The sequence below is a fragment of the Actinosynnema sp. NPDC091369 genome (assembly GCF_044757065.1).
Taxonomy (GTDB): domain Bacteria; phylum Actinomycetota; class Actinomycetes; order Mycobacteriales; family Pseudonocardiaceae; genus Actinosynnema.
On the sequence record NZ_JBIVUG010000018.1, the window covers coordinates 16222 to 34152 of the forward strand.

Annotated in this window: 14 protein-coding genes; 11 read left to right on the plus strand and 3 right to left on the minus strand. The window is 72.2% G+C overall.

Annotated elements, in window-relative coordinates:
* Positions 1–23 precede the first annotated feature (23 nt).
* From fabG to ACIQMJ_RS37695, 10 genes are all read left to right on the plus strand, one after another.
* Positions 24–728, plus strand: a complete 705-nt coding sequence (gene fabG / locus ACIQMJ_RS37650; RefSeq protein ID WP_499765795.1) for a 3-oxoacyl-[acyl-carrier-protein] reductase — start codon at positions 24–26, stop codon at positions 726–728.
* 43 nt (positions 729–771) lie between these two features.
* Complete coding sequence (gene fabI, locus ACIQMJ_RS37655) at positions 772–1539, plus strand: enoyl-ACP reductase FabI (protein ID WP_499765796.1); 768 nt, start codon at positions 772–774, stop codon at positions 1537–1539.
* Between the two features lie 79 nt (positions 1540–1618).
* Positions 1619–2647: a ferrochelatase gene (locus tag ACIQMJ_RS37660; RefSeq protein ID WP_499765797.1), complete on the plus strand. Its 1029-nt coding sequence runs from the start codon at positions 1619–1621 to the stop codon at positions 2645–2647.
* Positions 2644–3117, plus strand: coding sequence for a YcxB family protein (locus ACIQMJ_RS37665; protein ID WP_499765798.1), 474 nt, complete (start codon positions 2644–2646; stop codon positions 3115–3117). Before ACIQMJ_RS37660 ends, ACIQMJ_RS37665 begins: the two co-directional genes overlap by 4 nt.
* A 33-nt stretch (positions 3118–3150) precedes the next feature.
* Positions 3151–3948: an Rv1486c family protein gene (locus ACIQMJ_RS37670; RefSeq protein WP_499765799.1), complete on the plus strand. Its 798-nt coding sequence runs from the start codon at positions 3151–3153 to the stop codon at positions 3946–3948.
* A 429-nt stretch (positions 3949–4377) separates the two neighbouring features.
* Positions 4378–6201: a glycoside hydrolase family 6 protein gene (locus ACIQMJ_RS37675; RefSeq protein ID WP_499765800.1), complete on the plus strand. Its 1824-nt coding sequence runs from the start codon at positions 4378–4380 to the stop codon at positions 6199–6201.
* A 476-nt stretch (positions 6202–6677) separates the two neighbouring features.
* Positions 6678–7166 carry an aminoglycoside phosphotransferase family protein gene (locus tag ACIQMJ_RS37680; protein WP_499765801.1) on the plus strand — a complete coding sequence of 163 codons (489 nt, stop codon included), beginning with the start codon at positions 6678–6680 and terminating at the stop codon, positions 7164–7166.
* Positions 7167–7325: 159 nt separating this feature from the next.
* A complete protein-coding gene (locus ACIQMJ_RS37685; RefSeq protein WP_499765802.1) occupies positions 7326–8714 on the plus strand; it encodes a sigma 54-interacting transcriptional regulator in 1389 nt (462 codons plus the stop codon).
* Positions 8711–10648, plus strand: coding sequence for a vWA domain-containing protein (locus ACIQMJ_RS37690; RefSeq protein ID WP_499765803.1), 1938 nt, complete (start codon positions 8711–8713; stop codon positions 10646–10648). The genes ACIQMJ_RS37685 and ACIQMJ_RS37690 overlap by 4 nt, the downstream gene beginning before the upstream one ends.
* A 137-nt stretch (positions 10649–10785) precedes the next feature.
* Positions 10786–12894, plus strand: coding sequence for a hypothetical protein (locus tag ACIQMJ_RS37695; RefSeq protein WP_499765804.1), 2109 nt, complete (start codon positions 10786–10788; stop codon positions 12892–12894).
* On the opposite strand, the gene ctaD is transcribed toward ACIQMJ_RS37695, so the two are convergent.
* Positions 12872–14659: an aa3-type cytochrome oxidase subunit I gene (gene ctaD, locus ACIQMJ_RS37700; RefSeq protein ID WP_499765805.1), complete on the minus strand. Its 1788-nt coding sequence runs from the start codon at positions 14657–14659 to the stop codon at positions 12872–12874. The genes ACIQMJ_RS37695 and ctaD overlap by 23 nt on opposite strands.
* 70 nt (positions 14660–14729) lie before the next feature.
* Positions 14730–15518, minus strand: a complete 789-nt coding sequence (locus tag ACIQMJ_RS37705; protein ID WP_499765875.1) for an SPFH domain-containing protein — start codon at positions 15516–15518, stop codon at positions 14730–14732.
* A gap of 101 nt (positions 15519–15619) precedes the next feature.
* On the opposite strand from ACIQMJ_RS37705, the gene mshC reads away from it, so the two are divergent.
* A complete protein-coding gene (gene mshC, locus ACIQMJ_RS37710) occupies positions 15620–16858 on the plus strand; it encodes a cysteine--1-D-myo-inosityl 2-amino-2-deoxy-alpha-D-glucopyranoside ligase (RefSeq protein ID WP_499765806.1) in 1239 nt (412 codons plus the stop codon).
* Here mshC and ACIQMJ_RS37715 read toward each other — a convergent pair.
* The gene (locus tag ACIQMJ_RS37715; RefSeq protein WP_499765807.1) at positions 16855–17862 is read right to left on the minus strand and encodes an NB-ARC domain-containing protein; all 1008 of its coding nucleotides are present in this window, start codon (positions 17860–17862) and stop codon (positions 16855–16857) included. The two genes, mshC and ACIQMJ_RS37715, sit on opposite strands and share 4 nt — an antisense overlap.
* Positions 17863–17931 lie beyond the last annotated feature (69 nt).

Sequence of the window (17931 nt, forward strand, 5' to 3'; positions counted from 1 at the left end):
AACCAGCAGCGATGGGAGCAAGCGTGTCGAGGTCCGTTCTGGTCACCGGCGGCAACCGGGGCATCGGTCTGGCGATCGCGCGGGCGTTCGCCGCGCAGGGCGACAAGGTCGCGGTGACGCACCGCGGGTCCGGCGCGCCCGAGGGCCTGCTCGGCGTCAAGTGCGACGTGACCAGCTCGACCGAGGTCGACGCGGCGTTCGCCGAGGTCGAGGCCGCGCACGGACCCGTCGAGGTGCTCGTGGCCAACGCCGGCATCACCGACGACACGCTGCTGCTGCGGATGACCGACGAGCAGTTCACCCGGGTCCTGGACGCCAACCTGACCGGCGCGTTCCGGGTCGCGCAGCGCGCGTCCAGGGGCATGCTGCGCAAGCGCCACGGCCGGATCGTGTTCATCTCCTCCGTGGTCGGCCTCATGGGCGGCGCGGGCCAGGTCAACTACGCGGCCAGCAAGGCGGGCCTGGTGGGCGTGGCCCGGTCGATCGCCCGCGAGCTGGGCACCCGCAACATCACCGCGAACGTCGTCGCGCCCGGCTTCATCACCACGGACATGACCGACGCGCTGCCCGAGGAGCGCCGCAAGCAGATCCTCGCCCAGGTGCCGTCCGGCCGCTACGGCACGACCGACGAGATCGCCGCCGCCGTCACCTTCCTGGCCTCCGACGCCGCCGCCTACATCACCGGCGCGGTGCTGCCGGTCGACGGCGGCCTCGGCATGGGCCACTGAACCAACCAGTACCAGAGCACAACATTTCGGAGGACGGGTTTCAGTGACGGGACTGCTCGAAGGCAAGCGGCTGCTGGTCACCGGTGTGATCACGGACGCGTCGATCGCCTTCCACGTGGCCAGGGTCGCGCAGGAGCAGGGCGCCCAGGTCGTGCTCACCGGCTTCGGCCGGCTGAGCCTCGTGGAGCGGATCGCCAAGCGCCTGCCGCAGGCCGCGCCGGTGGTCGAGCTCGACGTGCAGAACCAGGAGCACCTGGACACGCTGGCCGACCGGGTGCGCGAGCACGTGGACGGCCTGGACGGCGTGGTGCACGCGATCGGCTACGCCCCGCCCTCGTGCCTGGGCGCGCCGTTCATGGACGCACCCTGGGAGGACGTCTCCACGGCCGTGCACGTGTCGGCCTACTCGTACAAGGCGCTGGTCAAGGCCACCCTGCCGCTGATGGGCCGCGGCGCGTCGGTGGTCGGCCTGGACTTCGACGCCCGCCAGGCGTGGCCCGCCTACAACTGGATGGGCCCGGCGAAGGCCGCGTTCGAGGCGATCAACCGCTACCTCGCCCGCGACCTCGGCCCGGAGGGCATCCGGGTCAACCTGGTCTCGGCCGGTCCCGTGCGCACCATGGCCGCCAAGTCGATCCCCGGCTTCGCGCAGCTCGAGGCCATGTGGGGCGAGAAGGCGCCGCTCGGCTGGAACGTGGACGACCCGGAGCCGGTCGCCAAGTCGGTGTGCGGGCTGCTGTCGGACTGGTTCCCGGCCACCACCGGCTCGATGGTGTTCGTCGACGGCGGCGTGCACTTCCTGGGTCTCTGACGCGCGGACCGGGTCGGCGTGCGTTCGATCACGCCGACCCGGTTGTGCGGGTCCCGGGCGGCGGCGCGAGGATGTCCGGGTGAGTTACGACGCGCTGCTCTGGCTGTCCTTCGGCGGACCGGAAGGACCCGACGACGTCCGCCCCTTCCTGGAGAACGTGACCCGCGGCCGGGGCGTCCCGCCCGAGCGGTTGGACGAGGTCGAGCAGCACTACCAGCACTTCGGCGGCGTGTCGCCGATCAACGCGCTCAACCGCGCCGCGATCGAGGCCGTGCGCGGCCTGGTCGACCTGCCGATCTACTTCGGCAACCGCAACTGGCACCCCATGGTCGAGGACACGCTGGCCGAGATGAAGGCCGACGGCGTCCGGCGCGCCCTCGTCTTCCCGACCAGCGCCTACGGCGGCTACTCCGCGTGCCGGCAGTACGACGAGGACGTCCTGCGCGCCCGCGCGGCCGTGCCGGACGCGCCCGAGCTGGTCAAGCTGCGCCAGTTCTTCGACCACCCGCTGTTCGTGGAGTCGTTCGCGGACGCCGTGCGCGCCGCCGCGGCCCGGTTGCCCGGTGGCGACCACCGCCTGGTGTTCACCGCGCACTCGGTGCCGGTGTCGGCGGACAAGGCCGCCGGACCGCCCGAGGACGGCGGCCACCTCTACTCCCGGCAGGTCGCCGAGGCGTCCCGGCTGGTCGCCGAGGCCGTCGGCGCGGCCGAGCACGACGTGGTGTGGCAGTCGCGGTCGGGGCCGCCGCAGGTGCCGTGGCTCGAACCGGACATCGTGGACCACCTCGACGCCCTCTACGACAGGGGTGTGCGCAACGTGGTGGTGTGCCCGATCGGGTTCGTCAGCGATCACCTGGAAGTGGTGTGGGACCTCGACACCGAGGCCCGCGAGCGCGCCCAGGAGCTGGGCATGGGCTTCGCCCGCGCGGCCACGCCCAACGACGACCCGCGCTTCGCCCGGCTCGTGGCCGAGCTCGTCGCCGAGCACGTGTCCGACGCCCCGGCGCGCAAGCTGTCGGACTTCCGCACCCTGGGCTGCACGGTCGACGGCGCGTTCTGCGCCACGCGGTGCTGCGAGCCGGCGAAACGGCCGGGAGCGGCCCGGTGAGCGTGGACTTCAGCTGGTCGCCCCGGCCCGCGGACTGGCGTGACGCGCTGCGCACCGCCGTGCCGCTGTACCGGTGGGCGCCGTGGTTCGCTGCGGCGCTCGCCGTGCTGGGCGTCGTGGTGCTCGTGCTGGGCATGACGTGGGCGGGCGTGTTCGGGCTCGCGCTCGCTGTGATCATCCTCGCACTCGTGCCGGTGGGCACCGCGGTGAACTTCCACAACCACCCGCTCGCCGCGAAGACGGTGACCGGCACGGCGGACGCGCACTCGCTGCGGATGTCGGTCGGCGAGGCCGCGCGCAGCGAGCTGAGCTGGGCGGAGCTGCCCGGCTGGGTGGAGACGGCGCGCGGTTTCGTGCTGCGGACCGGCACCACCGCCGTGTACGCCGTGCCGCACCGCGCGTTCGCCGACGCCGAGGCGGTCGGGAGGTTTCGCTCCCTGCTGGTGGAACACGTCGGCCCGGCGGCCTGAACCGCCGCCGGGGCCCGCGTACCCTCGGCAGGCGTGTCTTGTGCGAGTGCGACGCTGGTCGTGTGGACGTCCGCCTGGCTGCATGGTGCGGCCGCGGCCGACGACGTCCTCGACGCCCTGGGGTTCTGGGCCGGGCTGCACGAAGTGGTGGCCGACGACGACGGCACCGCGACGGCGCTCGACCTGCCCGGCCCCGACGAGGTCCCCGTAGGCCCCGCGCTGCTGCTGGCGTCGCTGCGCCGCGCGTCCGCGACCACCGCCCGGCTGGTCATCCCCGTACCCGGTGACGTGCGCGGACTCGGCGCCAACGGCCCCCTCGGCAAGTCCGCGCTGCGCGCCGGCCAGGCGGCCGTGCTGCCGGAGGTGGGCGTGGGGCTGGTGCCGAAGCTGGTGGCCGACGGCGTGCTGCGGTGGACGGTGTTCGACCTGCCCGGCGCACCCGCCGCCGAGCACGTGCCGATCGGCGAGGCCGAGCACGGCCTGGCGTCGGCGATGCGGGAGGCGGCCACCGCGCTGGTGACGCTGGACGTGGCGCGGCACCGGCCGAACGTGCGCGCCGAGATCGCCGCGCTGTCCGCGGAGCACTCGGGGCTGGAGTGGCCCGCCGGGATGCCGTCGCGCGCGCTGCGCGTGCTCCAGCGGGCCGCCGAGGTCGCCGCGATCCTCGCCGTGGCGGCGTCCGACGCGCCGGGCGGAGCGGTGTCGGCGACCGCGACGAGGGCGCGGGACGAGGCGCTGCGGCCGTTGTCCGAGGCCGTGCGGCGGGCTCGGCTCGCGGCGGTGGACGAAGCGGTGCGCGTCCTTTCGGATCAGGGTGCCGGCCGCCATTAGGTGGTAACCGCCGTCGAATGTTCGACAACTGTTCGGTGATCTTCGAAATGGTCGGTAGACCGATGTCGGGACGGCCCTGTCGAATATTCGACGGCGACCATGCTCCCGAACCGCGCGGACAATCGGCTGAACAGGTGATCCGGGCGGCGACCATTCGCGCTCCGAATCGATTCCGGCTGAACTCGCCACTACCGTCCCATCGGTGACCGAAGTACTGTCATCGCAGGTCACGGGGCTGCTGCGGGGGTTCGTGCGCGGGTATAGCCACGGATTATGTCCAGGTCAACCCCTCGTCAACACGAGGTGTCGTGCGTTACCGTACGTCTGGGAGCGCTCCCAGGAAGCCGTTTCGGTCTCGCGTCGAATCCCGATTCGGGGAAATCGCTGGGAGCGCTCCCAGATGGCGGGTTGCTCGCAAGGAGGCGATGCATGAGTCTGCGCACGTTCGTACGTTCCCGGAAACTGACCGGGGCATTGGCGGTGACCTCGGTGGCGGCCCTGTCCGTTGCCGGGGTGGTGGCTTCGACCGCCACCGCCAACGCTGCCCCCGGTTGTCGGGTGGCGTACCAGATCACGAACCAGTGGCAAGGCGGATTCGGCGCCAACGTCACGGTCACCAACCTGGGTGACGCCATTTCCGGCGGGTGGACGCTGGAGTGGGACTTCGCCGCCGGACAGCGGGTCCAGCAGGGTTGGAACGGCACGTTCTCCCAGTCCGGGACGCGCGTGACCGTCAAGAGCCCGTCCTGGGCCGGCAACCTCGGCACCGGCGCTTCGGTGACGCCCGGCTTCAACGGCTCGTGGACCGGGTCCAACCCGGCCCCCACGCAGTTCCGGTTGAACGGCACGGTGTGCACGGGGTCGATCGACACCACGACGACCACGACCACCACCACGACGACGACCACCACCACGACCTCGACGACGACCACCACCACCACGGGCAACAACCCGGGTGGTCCGAGGGTCGACAACCCGTACGTGGGTGCGGGCGTGTACGTCAACCCGCAGTGGTCGGCTCGCGCCGCCGCCGAGCCGGGTGGCTCGCGGATCGCGAACCAGCCCACCGCGGTGTGGCTGGACCGGACCAGCGCGATCGACGGCAACGGCTCGCCGACGACCGGCAGCATGGGTCTGGCCGCCCACCTCGACGAGGCCGAGAAGCAGCGCGCCGCGCGTGCGGACGGCCAGCTCGTCTTCCAGTTCGTCGTCTACAACCTGCCCGGTCGCGACTGCGCCGCGCTGGCCTCCGCCGGTGAGCTGGGCCCGACAGAGATCGGTCGCTACAAGACCGAGTACATCGACAAGATCACGAGCATCGTCAGCAACCCGAAGTACTCGAAGCTGCGCATCGTCGCGGTCATCGAGATCGACTCGCTGCCGAACCTCGTCACCAACGTGTCTCCGCGCGCCACGGCCGTGCCTGCCTGTGACACGATGAAGGCGAACGGCAACTACGTCGAGGGCGTCTCGTACGCCGTCGGCAAGCTGGGTGACATCCCGAACGTCTACAACTACCTCGACTCGGGCCACCACGGCTGGATCGGTTGGGGCGACACGGTTCCCGAGTACGACAACTTCTACGCGGCGGCCAAGCAGTTCACGGCCATCCTGGGCAAGAACGGCGCCACCAAGGACAAGGTCCACGGCTTCGCCACCAACACGGCGAACTACTCCGCGCTGGAGGAGCCGTTCTGGACGGTCGACGACGTCGTCGGTGGCCGCCCGGTGAAGGAGCAGGCGAAGTGGGTCGACTGGAACGACTTCAACGGTGAGCTGGGCTTCGCCACGGCGATGCGCGCCGAGCTGGTCAAGCAGGGCTTCGACAGCGGCATCGGCATGCTGATCGACACCTCGCGCAACGGCTGGGGCGGCCCGAACCGGCCCACCGCCAAGTCGACCGCGACCAACGCGGACGACTACGTGAACCAGTCGCGCATCGACCGCCGTTACCAGAAGGGCAACTGGTGCAACCAGGCCGGTGCCGGCCTGGGTGAGCGTCCGAAGGCCGCTCCGAAGCCGAGCATCGACGCCTACGTCTGGATCAAGCCGCCGGGTGAGTCCGACGGTGCGTCCAGCGAGATTCCGAACGACGAGGGCAAGCGCCTCGACCGGATGTGCGACCCGACCTACGGTGGCAACATCCGCAACGGCAACAACCCGTCGGGTGCTCTCGCCGACGCGCCGCTTTCGGGCCACTGGTTCTCGGCCCAGTTCCAGCAGCTGATGGCCAACGCCTACCCGGCGCTGTGACCACGAGCTGACTGACAACTGAACAACGCACTGCACACCCCGTAGGCGGCGTCCACCCGGACGCCGCCTACGGGCGTCTATTCGTTTGCCGGCGCTCCTAACGTGGCACCGGTGGACATCGACGAGATCACCGCGCGGTTGGCACAGCGGTTCGGCCCCCCGGTCGCCGGGTGGTGCGCACGGGTGCCCGAGCCGGCGGCCGAGGTCGCGGCGCGCTGGGACCTCATCCTGGGCGACGTGATGCCGGCGGGCGCTTCGTCGGTCGTGGTGGCGTGCTCGCGCGGTGGTGCGCCGATGGCCCTGAAGCTGAGCCCGGACCCCGTCTTCCTGGCCTCGCAGGCGTCCGTGCTGCGCCACTTCGCCCCGTCCGGCCGGGTGCCCGCCGTGCCGGCCGAAGCCGACGGCGTGCTGCTGATGGACGCCGTGCGACCCGGCACCCCGGCGGACGGACTGCCGACCCCGCCGGCGCCGGGGCAGTGGGCGGACCTGGTCACCGCGCTGCACGGCGTGCCGGACCGGGCCACCCCCGGCCGGACCTGCGCGCCCGCTGCGAGGACGCTTTCACCCGCATCGGCCGCCGCCTGGCCGACCCCGCCGTGGCCGCCCACGTGTCCGAGCGGACCTGGGCCCGCGCCCGGGAGCGCTGCTCGGCGTTGCTCGACACCCAGCCGCGCGTGCTGCTGCACGGCGACCTCCACCCGGGCAACGTCCTGGACGGCGGCCACGCGCTGGTCGCGATCGACCCGAGGCCCTGCGTGGGCGACCCGTGCTTCGACGTCGTCGACTACGCCCTGACCGCCGCCGGCCACGGGGACGTGCCGACCCGCGCCACCGCCGTCGCCACCGCCGCCTCCCTGGACCCCGACCGCCTCCACGACTGGTGCCGCGCCCTGGCCCCGATGATCGCCACCTCCTACCTGGACGACGAGGCGACCCGAACGGAACTGCTCACCCTGGCCCGCTGACCCGGGAACGCTTCGCCGGAGTCCCCGCCCAGGGGCCCCTGTTCTCATTCTCCCAGAGGGGTCCGACAATTCCGGTCCGGTCGGGGAGTTCCGGCGGAAAACGCGAGGTGGAGTCGCTCCACGTCGACCGAAGGGCCGTCAGTGCGTAACTTCGGTGGGGTGACCTCTGACCTCCCCACCACCGCAGGCGCCCTCCGCGCGGCCGGTTACGCGCCGCGCGGGGTCAAGGCCGAGATCCGGGAGAACCTCCTGGCCGCCCTCCGCGACGGCCGCGACCCGTGGCCCGGCATCGTCGGCTTCGACCGCACCGTCCTGCCGCAGCTGGAGCGGGCGCTGCTCGCGGGGCACGACGTGGTGCTGCTCGGCGAGCGCGGGCAGGGCAAGACCCGGCTCCTGCGCACCCTCGTCGGCCTGCTCGACGAGTGGACCCCGGTGATCGAGGGCGCCGAGCTGAACGAGCACCCGCTCGACCCCATCACCCCCGAGTCGAAGCGCCGCGCGGCCGAGCTCGGCGACGACCTGCCCGTGACGTGGAAGCACCGCGACGAGCGGTTCGCCGAGAAGCTCGCCACGCCGGACACCAGCGTCGGCGACCTGGTCGGCGACGTCGACCCGGTCAAGGTCGCCCAGGGCCGCAGCCTCGGCGACCCGGAGACCATCCACTACGGCCTGCTGCCCCGCTCCCACCGCGGCGTCATCGCCGTCAACGAGCTGCCCGACCTGGCCGAGCGCATCCAGGTCGCGCTGCTCAACGTGATGGAGGAACGGGACATCCAGATCCGCGGCTACACGCTGCGGCTCCCGCTGGACGTCCTGCTCGTCGCCACCGCCAACCCCGAGGACTACACCAACCGCGGCCGCATCATCACGCCGCTCAAGGACCGCTTCGGCGCTGAGATCCGCACCCACTACCCGCTGGAGATCGGCGCCGAGGTCGACCTGGTCCGCCAGGAGGCGCACCTGGTCGCCGAGGTGGGCGACCACTTGCTGGAGGTCATCGCCCGGTTCGTGCGGCACCTGCGCGAGTCCTCCTCGATCGACCAGCGCTCCGGCGTGTCGGCCCGGTTCGCGGTCGCGGCGGCGGAGACGGTGGCCGCGAGCGCGCTGCGCCGCAGCGCCCTGATCGGCGAGAACCCGCCCATCGCGCGCCCCGTCGACCTGGACTCGGTGCCCGAGGTGCTGCGCGGCAAGCTCGAGTTCGAGGCCGGTGAGGAGGGCCGGGAGCAGGAGGTGCTGGTGCACCTGCTGCGCCGGGCCGTCGCGGACACGGCGCGGTCCACGTTCGCGGGCGTCGACCTGCGGCCGCTGGCCGAGCTGGTGTCCGACGGCCATCCGGTGGCCACCGGTGAACGCGTGCACCCCGGCGACCTGCTGGCCGCGCTGCCGGAGCTGCCCGTGCTGCACGACGTGGCGCAGCGCGTCGGCGCGGGCCCCAAGGACCCGGCGGGCCGCATCGCGTCGGCCGTCGAGCTGGCGCTGGAATCGCTCTACCTGACCCGTCAGCTGTCGAAGGACAGCAGCGACGACGACCGACAGGTGTACGGATGAGCAGTTACCGGTACGGCCGGTACGTCGACGGGCCCGACCCGCTCGCCCCGCCGACCGACCTGCGCGCGGCCATGGACGAGCTGGGCCGCGAAGTCATGGAGGGTGCCTCGCCCGCCTCGGCGCTGCGCGAGCTGCTGCGTCGGGGCCTGCCGGGCACGCGTGGCCTGGACGACCTGACCGCGCGGCTGTGGCAGAAGCGGGCCGCCCTCACCCGCCGCCACCGGCTCGACGGCACGTTGCAGGAGATCCAGCGGCTGCTGGAGGAGGCGTTGAGCGCCGAACGGGCCGCGCTGTTCCCCGACCCGGACGACGAGGCGCGGTTCCGCGAGGCCCGGCTGGACGCGCTGCCGCAGTCGACCGCGGCGGCGGTGAGCGAGCTGGCCGAGTACGACTGGCGCTCGCCGCAGGCCCGCGAGTCCTACGAGAAGATCCGCACCCTGCTCGGCCGCGAGCTCATGGACCAGCGGTTCCAGGGCATGAAGCAGGCCATGGAGAACGTCCGCCCCGAGGACGTGCAGCGCATCCAGGCCATGCTGGGCGACCTGAACGACCTGCTCGCCGCGCACGCCGCGGGCGAGGACACGGCCGAGCGGTTCGAGCGGTTCATGCGCGAGCACGGCGAGTTCTTCCCGGAGAACCCGAAGTCGGTGGACGAGCTGATCGACGCGCTGGCCGCCCGGTCCGCCGCCGCCCAGCGCATGATGAACTCGATGTCGGAGCAGCAGCGCCAGGAGCTGTCGGCGCTGTCGCAGCAAGCCTTCGGCGACTCCGGCGTCGGCGCGCAGCTGTCGCAGTTGGACAGCCTGCTGCAAGGGCTGCGGCCGGGCGAGGACTGGAACGGCTCGGCCCGGTTCCGCGGGAACAACCCGCTGGGGCTGGGCGAGGGCGCGCAGGCCATGGCGGACCTGGCCGAGCTGGACGCGCTGGCCGAGCAGCTCTCGCAGTCCTACCCCGGCGCGCGGCTCGAGGACATCGACGTGGAGGCGCTGGTCCGGCAGCTCGGCGCGGAGGCGGGCGTGGACGCGCGCAGGCTGGCCGAGCTGGAACGCGAGCTGCGGTCCCAGAACCTGCTGGAACGCGCGCCGGACGGCTCGCTGCGGTTGACGCCGAAGGCGCTGCGGCAGCTGGGCGAGACGGCGTTGCGCGGCGTGCTCGACCGGGCGAGGGAGCAGGGCCAACGGGACAACTCGTCGGCCGGCGCGGCCGGTGAGCTGACCGGGTCGACGCGACCGTGGCGGTTCGGCGACACCGAGCCGTGGAACGTGCCGCGGACCGTCACGAACGCCGTGCTGCGGTCGGCGGGCGGACCGGTCGAGCTGGACGTGGTGGACGTCGAGGTGAGCGAGACCGAGCAGCGGTCACGCGCGGCGGTCGCGTTGTGCGTGGACACGTCCTGGTCGATGGTGCAGGACGGGCGGTGGGTGCCGATGAAGCGCACCGCGCTGGCGCTGCACCACCTGGTGCGGACCCGGTTCCGCACCGACGCGCTGGAGCTGATCACGTTCGGCCGGCACGCCGAGACCGTCGACATCGGGCAGCTCACCGCGCTGGAAGGGGTGTGGGAGCAGGGCACGAACCTGCACCACGCGCTGCTGCTGGCCGGTCGGCACGTGCGCAAGCACCCCGACGCGCAGCCCGTGGTGCTGGTCGTGACCGACGGCGAGCCGACCGCGCACCTGGAGGCGACCGGCGACGCCGAGTTCCACTACCCGCCGCTGCCGCGGACCATCGGCAAGACCCTGGTCGAGGTCGACGCGCTGGCCCGGCTGGGCGCGTCGATCACGGTGTTCCGCCTGGGCGACGACCCGAGGTTGACCAGGTTCGTGGACGCCGTGGCCCGGCGGTCGGGCGGCCGGGTCGTCGCGCCGGACGAGGACGGGCTGGGCGCGGCCGTGGTGACCGACTACCTGCGCTCCCGCAAGCGCCGTTCATGACGCGGTGACCGGGCGCGCGGGCGCGCGCACCGCGGATCGTCGACCAGGACCGCCGGTGCGTTGGGAGGCCCGAGGATTCACCACCGCTGTCCGCGTTCCGACCGGGAATCGCCGTCGCCTGAGCGATCATGATCGGCATGACCATTTCACCGCCACCCACCGCGCGGCCCTGGGACACCGACGACACACCACCCGCCGTGCTGGCGCGGCTCGCCGGGGAGGCCGAGCGTGCCTTGGCGCTCAGCGCCGAGGTCGCCGCACGGCTGCGCCGGCACGTCGTGGACCACCGCGACGACGTGCTGGCGCCGGCGCACGAGGCGGGCGAGCACTACGCCGAGGCGCGGCGAAAGCACCTGGACACCGTGCGGCGCGCGCTGGGTGGCGCGGCGTTGCGCGCAGGAGCGTTCGTCTGCCTGGGGCCGGTGTTCGCGCTGGCGGCACTCGGCCCGTTCGTGACTGCGTGGCTCGCGGCGGACCTGGTCACGCCGGGGTGGCACCTGCCGTTCCTCGCCGTCGCCGCTCTGCTGTGGTGGGGGAGCCTGCGGCTGCCCAAGCGGTGGGCGGGCGCACCGATCGCGGCGGTGGCGGTGTCCGCCGCCGCCGCCGGGCCGTGGCTGGGCTTCCGACTGTTCGGCGAGGACGACGGCATCGGGATCGGGATCGCCGTGCTCGTCGGTGCCGTCGTCGTCGGGACCGTCGGCGCGGTCACCCTGGCGTACCAGGACGACGGGGCCAGCGCGGCCGAGGCCCAAGGCGCCTTCGACACCTGGGTGGAGCAGGTCTACCGACGCGGGGTGCTGCCGGCCGCCGCGCTCGTGGCCAACAGCCCCGGACCGGTGTACTCGACCCGGCTGGCCGGTGCGACCAGCTGGGTCGACTTCGGCACCGTGGTGGACGTGGAAACGCCGGCGACCGCCGACCTGCGCCGCCTGCTCAGCCGGAACCAGGGCAGTTTCGCGCTGGCCGGACCGCGTGGCGCGGGCAAGACGACCCTGCTGGAGCGGTGGTGCGAGGGTCGCTACCTCGACGACGGCGGCACCGCCGCGCTGGCGGTGAAGGTCGAAGCGCCCGTCGGCTACGACCCGCGTGAGTTCCTGGTGCACCTGTTCGGCAAGCTGTGCGACGCGGCCGAGCGGTACGCGCCGGCCGAGCCACCGCGCCGGCCGTGGTACCTGCGCTACGTCGAGCCCGAGCGGCCTCGGTGGTCCGAGGCCCGGATCACGCCCGCCGAGCTGGGCGTCCTCGCCCGCCGTGAGCGCGAACGGATCCGGTACGTGCGGCGCCGCACGGTGGAGCGGGAGGCGGGCTTCGACCTGTCGTGGGTGGTGAAGCCCGCTGTCAAGCGTCGGACGTCGGTCACCCGCGACGACGTGCCGCTCAACCACCCGGAGCTGGTGGACGAGTTCCGCTGGTTCCTGCGCAAGACGGCCGAGGTCGTCGGCGGCGCGGGCGGCAAGGTGCTCGTCGCGGTGGACGAGCTGGACCGGATCGGCGACGGCGAGCAGGCCCAGCGGTTCCTCAACGAGCTGAAAGCCGTGTTCGACGTGCCGAACTGCTTCTTCCTGGTGTCGGTGTCCGAGGACGCCCTGGGCGACTTCGAGCTGGCCGCGATGGGGGTGCGCAGCGCGTTCGACAGCGCGTTCGACGCCGTGGTGCGGGTCGACTACCTCGGTTTCGCCGAAGCGCGCACGGTGCTCCACCGGCGGGTGGTGAACCTGCCCGAGCAGTTCGCCGCGCTCGCCCACGTGTTCTCCGGTGGGTTGGCCCGCGAGCTGGTGCGGGTGGTGGAGGTGATGGCGGCGGAGGGCGGTGACCTGGCCGACGTGACGGCCCGGCTGGTACGCCGACTGCTGACGCGCACCACGCGGGCGGCGGCCGGCCGGCTCCTCCGGACACCCGACCGGCACGCGGGCGCGGTGTTGCTCCCGGTGCTGGACGAGCTGCCGACGGACCTTTCCCGCCTGCGGGATTACGCGGCCGTTCTGGAGTCGACCGAGGTGGGGGCGTCGGCTGAAGCGATTCGGCTGGACGTGGTGGTGACGGTCGAGTACCTGGCCACGGTGCTGGCCGTGTTCGACGGACGGCTGGACGAGCGGCGCAGCGCGCGCGGCCTGGAGCCGGGGCACGGCGGCTTCGACACGCTGGCCCGCGTGCGGCGGCACCTGGGCGCGAACCCCCACGGCGCGCGGGAGCTGCTGGCCGCGTTCGACCGGGCGTGGGGTCTCAGTCGTTGCGGTCGTCCTTGACCTCGTCCTTGGTCTCGCGCTCCCGCTCGGTCGAGGCCAGCGCCTTCTCCGTGGTGGCGTCGGGCTCGACGTGGTGCCGGCCGGGCCGGAGGGAGAAGTGCGACTCGTCGCGCATCCGCTCCACCATGTGCGGGTAGTGCAGCTCGAACGCGGGCCGCTCGGACCGGATGCGCGGCAGCTCGGTGAAGTTGTGCCGCGGCGGTGGGCACGTCGTGGCCCATTCGAGGGAGTTGCCGAAGCCCCACGGGTCGTCGCGCTCGGCGGGGTCGCCGAACCGGTAGCTGCGCAGCACGTTCCACACGAACGGCAGCACGGACGCGCCCAGCAGGAACGCCCCGATCGAGGAGATCGTGTTCAGCAAGGTGAAGTTGTCGCTCTCCAGGTAGTCGGCGTAGCGGCGGGGGAAGCCGAGGTTGCCGAGCCAGTGCTGGATCAGGAACGTGCCGTGGAAGCCCAGGAACGTGGTCCAGAAGTGCAGCTTGCCCAGCGGCTCGTTCAGCATCCGCCCGGTCATCTTGGGGAACCAGAAGTAGATGCCCGCGTAGGTGGCGAACACGATCGTGCCGAACAGCACGTAGTGGAAGTGGGCCACCACGAAGTACGTGTCGGTGACGTGGAAGTCCAGCGGCGGCGACGCCAGGATGATGCCGGTCAGCCCGCCGAGCAGGAACGTCGCCAGGAACCCGATGCTGAACAGCATCGGCGTCTCGAACGTCAGCTGCCCCTTCCACATGGTGCCGATCCAGTTGAAGAACTTGATGCCGGTCGGCACCGCGATCAGGAACGTCATCAGCGAGAAGAACGGCAGCAGCACCGCGCCGGTGGCGAACATGTGGTGCGCCCACACCGCCACCGACAGCGCCGCGATGGCGAACGTGGCGAAGACCAGTCCTTTGTAGCCGAACAGGGGCTTGCGGCTGAACACCGGGAAGATCTCGCTCACGATCCCGAAGAACGGCAGCGCCACGATGTAGACCTCGGGGTGGCCGAAGAACCAGAACAGGTGCTGCCACAGGATCACGCCGCCGTTGGCCGGGTCGAACACGTGCGCGCCCAGGTGCCGGTCGGCGGCCAGGCCCATCAGGGCGGCGGTGAGGATCGGGAACGCCAGCAGGATCAGGATGCTGGTGACGAAGATGTTCCAGGTGAAGATCGGCATCCGGAACATGGTCATGCCGGGCGCGCGCAGGCAGCACACCGTGGTCACCATGTTGACCCCGCCGAGGATCGTGCCCAGGCCGGACACCGCCAGGCCCATGATCCACAGGTCGGGCCCGACGCCCGGCGCGTGCACCGCGCTGCTCAGCGGCGTGTACGCGGTCCAGCCGAAGTCCGCCGCGCCGCCGGGCGTGAGGAACCCGGCCATCACGGTGAGCCCGCCGAACAGGAACAGCCAGTACGAGAACGCGTTGAGCCGGGGGAACGCGACGTCCGGCGCGCCGATCTGCAGCGGCAGGATGTAGTTGGCGAAGCCGAACAGGATCGGCGTCGCGTACAGCAGCAGCATGATCGTGCCGTGCATGGTGAACAGCTGGTTGTACTGCTCGTTGGACAGGAACTGCAGCCCCGGCCGGGCCAGCTCGCCCCGGATGAGCAGTGCCATCACGCCGCCGACCATGAAGAACACGAACGACGTGCTCAGGTAGAGCAGCCCGATCTGCTTCGGGTCGGTGGTGCGGAACAGGCCCAGCAGCACGGCGCCCTTCGGCCGTCGTCGGGCCGCACCCGGGTGGGTGATGACGGGTTCCGGCTTGAGCGCGGTCATGCCGCCTCCCTCGTCCCGACGACGTGAGCCAGACCACATCGTCCCCCCGCCGGCGGCCCGGGGCAAACGCTCAGCCCTGCTCCGGGACCCTGACCTGCTGTTCTATCGAACCCGTCGCCCGTTCGAGGAAGCGCAGCAGCTCGACCGGGAACGGCAGCACCAGGGTCGAGTTCTTCTCCGCCGCGACCTCCACGATGGTCTGGAGCAGCCTGAGCTGCAACGCGGCGGGCGTGGCGGCCATCGCGGCGGCGGCCTCGGACAGCTTCTTCGACGCCTGCAACTCGCCGTCGGCGGTGATGATGCGGGCCCGCCGCTCCCGCTCCGCCTCGGCCTGCCGCGACATGGACCGCTTCATGCTCTCCGGCAGCGCCACGTCCTTGATCTCGACCCGGTCGATCTCGATGCCCCAGGACACCGCCGGGTTGTCGATCATCAGCTCCAGGCCCTGGTTGAGGCGCTCGCGGTTGGACAGCAGGTCGTCCAGCTCGCTCTTGCCGATGATCGAGCGCAACGACGTCTGCGCGACCTGGAGCATGGCGAACCGGTAGTCCTCGACCGTCACCACGGCCCGCACCGCGTCGACCACCTTGAAGTACACGACGGCGTCCACGCGCACCGTGACGTTGTCGCGGGTGATGCCGTCCTGCGCGGGGATGGGCTGGGTGACGATCTGCAGGTTGACCTTCCGCAGCCGGTCGATGCCCGGCACGACCATGGTCAACCCCGGTCCGCGCAGCGCGGGCCGCACCTTCCCGAAGCGGAACACCAGGCCCTGCTCGTACTGCTTGACGATGCGGGCGCTGCCCGCCAGCCCGAGCGCGACCACGCCCAACGCGCCGATGACGATGTCGAGGATCATCGCGACCATCTCCCACGTCCCCTGCCGACGAGGGTACGCCCGCACTTCCCGCGAAGCGGACGTTTCGTCCCCGGTCCCGCCCGCGAGCTAGGGTCGTTGACATGCAGACCTGGTCATCCACTCCTGTCCCGCGGGTAGCGGGGGAGCCGCGCCCGTTGCGCCTGTTCGACACCGCCGCCGGCGAGGTGCGCCCGACCGCTCCCGGCGCCACCGCCAGGCTGTACGTCTGCGGCATCACCCCGTACGACGCCACGCACCTGGGGCACGCGGCCACCTACCTGGCGTTCGACCTCGTCCACCGGGTGTGGCTGGACAACGGCCACGACGTGCACTACGTGCAGAACGTGACCGACATCGACGACCCGCTGCTGGAGCGGGCCGAGCGCGACCAGGACGACTGGGTGGTCCTCGGCATGCGCGAGACCGCGCTGTTCCGCGAGGACATGGTGGCGCTGCGGGTGCTCCCGCCGCGCGACTACGTGGGCGCGGTCGACGCGATCCCCGAGGTCGTCGAGGTCATCGCGAAGCTGCTGGCGGGCGGCGCGGCGTACCGGGTCGACGACCCGGAGTACCCCGACGTGTACTTCGACCACACGGCGACCGGCCGGTTCGGCTACGAGTCGAACTACGACCTGGAGACCATGGGCCGGTTCTTCGCCGAGCGCGGCGGCGACCCGGACCGGGTGGGCAAGCGGCACCCGCTGGACGCGCTGCTGTGGCGCGCGGCCCGGCCGGGCGAGCCGTCGTGGCCGTCGGAGCTGGGTGAGGGCAGGCCGGGCTGGCACATCGAGTGCAGCGCCATCGCGCTCAACCGCCTCGGCACGTCGTTCGACGTGCAGGGCGGCGGGTCGGACCTGATCTTCCCGCACCACGAGTTCTCCGCCGCGCACGCCGAGGCGGTCACCGGGGAGCACCCGTTCGCCCGGCACTACGTGCACGCGGGCATGATCGGCCTGGACGGCGAGAAGATGTCCAAGTCGCGCGGCAACCTGGTGTTCGTGTCCAAGCTGCGGGCGGAGAAGGTCGACCCGAACGCGGTGCGGCTGGCCCTGTTCGCGGGCCACTACCGCACCGACCGGCCGTGGAGCGACGCCCTGCTGGCCGAGGCGGAGGCGAGGCTGGCGAAGTGGCGCCTGGCGGCGTCGCTGTCCACGGGCCCGAGCGCCGCCGACACCGTGGCCCGGCTGCGCGACCACCTCAGCGACGACCTCGACACCCCGCGCGCTCTCGCGGCGATGGACGCGTGGGCGGTTGAAGCCATCTCCACCGGCGGCTCCGACCACACCGGCCCGACGCTCTTCCGCGCCGCCGCGGACTCGCTGCTGGGCGTGGAGCTCTAACTCTCGCGGAGGCGTCGCGCGCGCTCCTGGGCGGCCTCGGCCCCGTCGTCGTCGCCCAGGTCGCGCAGCACGGCCGACAGCAGCTCCCAGTGGATCGCCGATCCCGGGTGGTCCGGCCCGTGCACCGGGTCGATGATGGCGATCGAGCGTCGGACCAGCAGCCGGTGCAAGACCGTGACGTGCTCCCCGGTGCGCCGGACGAAGTAGTGGTCGACCAGGGCCCCGACGGCGCGGTTGAGCGCGATCGGGTCGGTGACCACGTCGTCCAGGGGCGTGGGCAGCAGGTCGGGGTTGCGGGTGAACAGGCCCAGCGGCACGGGTTCGGGCGCGAGGTGGGCGAGCACGTCGAGCAGGTGCCGCGCGGCCGGGTTCCGGTCGGTGAGCGTGGCCGGCGACAGGTCCCACAGCGAGGCCAGCGTCTCGTCGAGGCCCACGACCCGGCCCTCCGCGAGCATCTCGGCGGCACGGGTGCGCAGCAGGTCCGCGTAGGCCGCCACGGGCACACCGGTGGTGGTGAGGTAGGCCGCGGCCTGCTCGATCGCCAGCGGCAGGTCGCCGAGCAGGTCGGCCAGGGCGTCGGCCTCCGCGGGCGTCGCGTGCGGCAGGCGTCGGCCGATCAGCGCCGTGCTGTCCGCGCGGTCCGGCAGGTCCAGGTCGACCACCTCGCCCAGCACGTCGAAGCCGGCCCGCCGGGTGGTGATGATCGACCGCCCGGGACCTTGCGGCAGGTGGGGGCGCAGGTCTCCGGGGTCCTCGGCGTTGTCGAAGATGAGCAGCCAGCGCCGGCGTCGCCGCAGCACGGCGTGCACCGCCGCGACCGGGTCGCCCGGGGCGGTGTGGCCGAGCGCGGACGCCAGGGCGGCGAAGTGCTGGGGGACGGCCGCCGGCTGCTCCGACGGCACCCACCACACGACGTCGAACTCCGCCGCGTGCCGGTGGGCGTGCTCGATCGCCAACTGCGACTTGCCGATCCCGCCCATGCCCCGCACGGAGTGCACCGACACCGTGGCGGACGTGCGGTGCAGCGCCGCCAACTGCTCGGCGCGGCCGGTGAAGTGGGTGTTGTTGTGCGG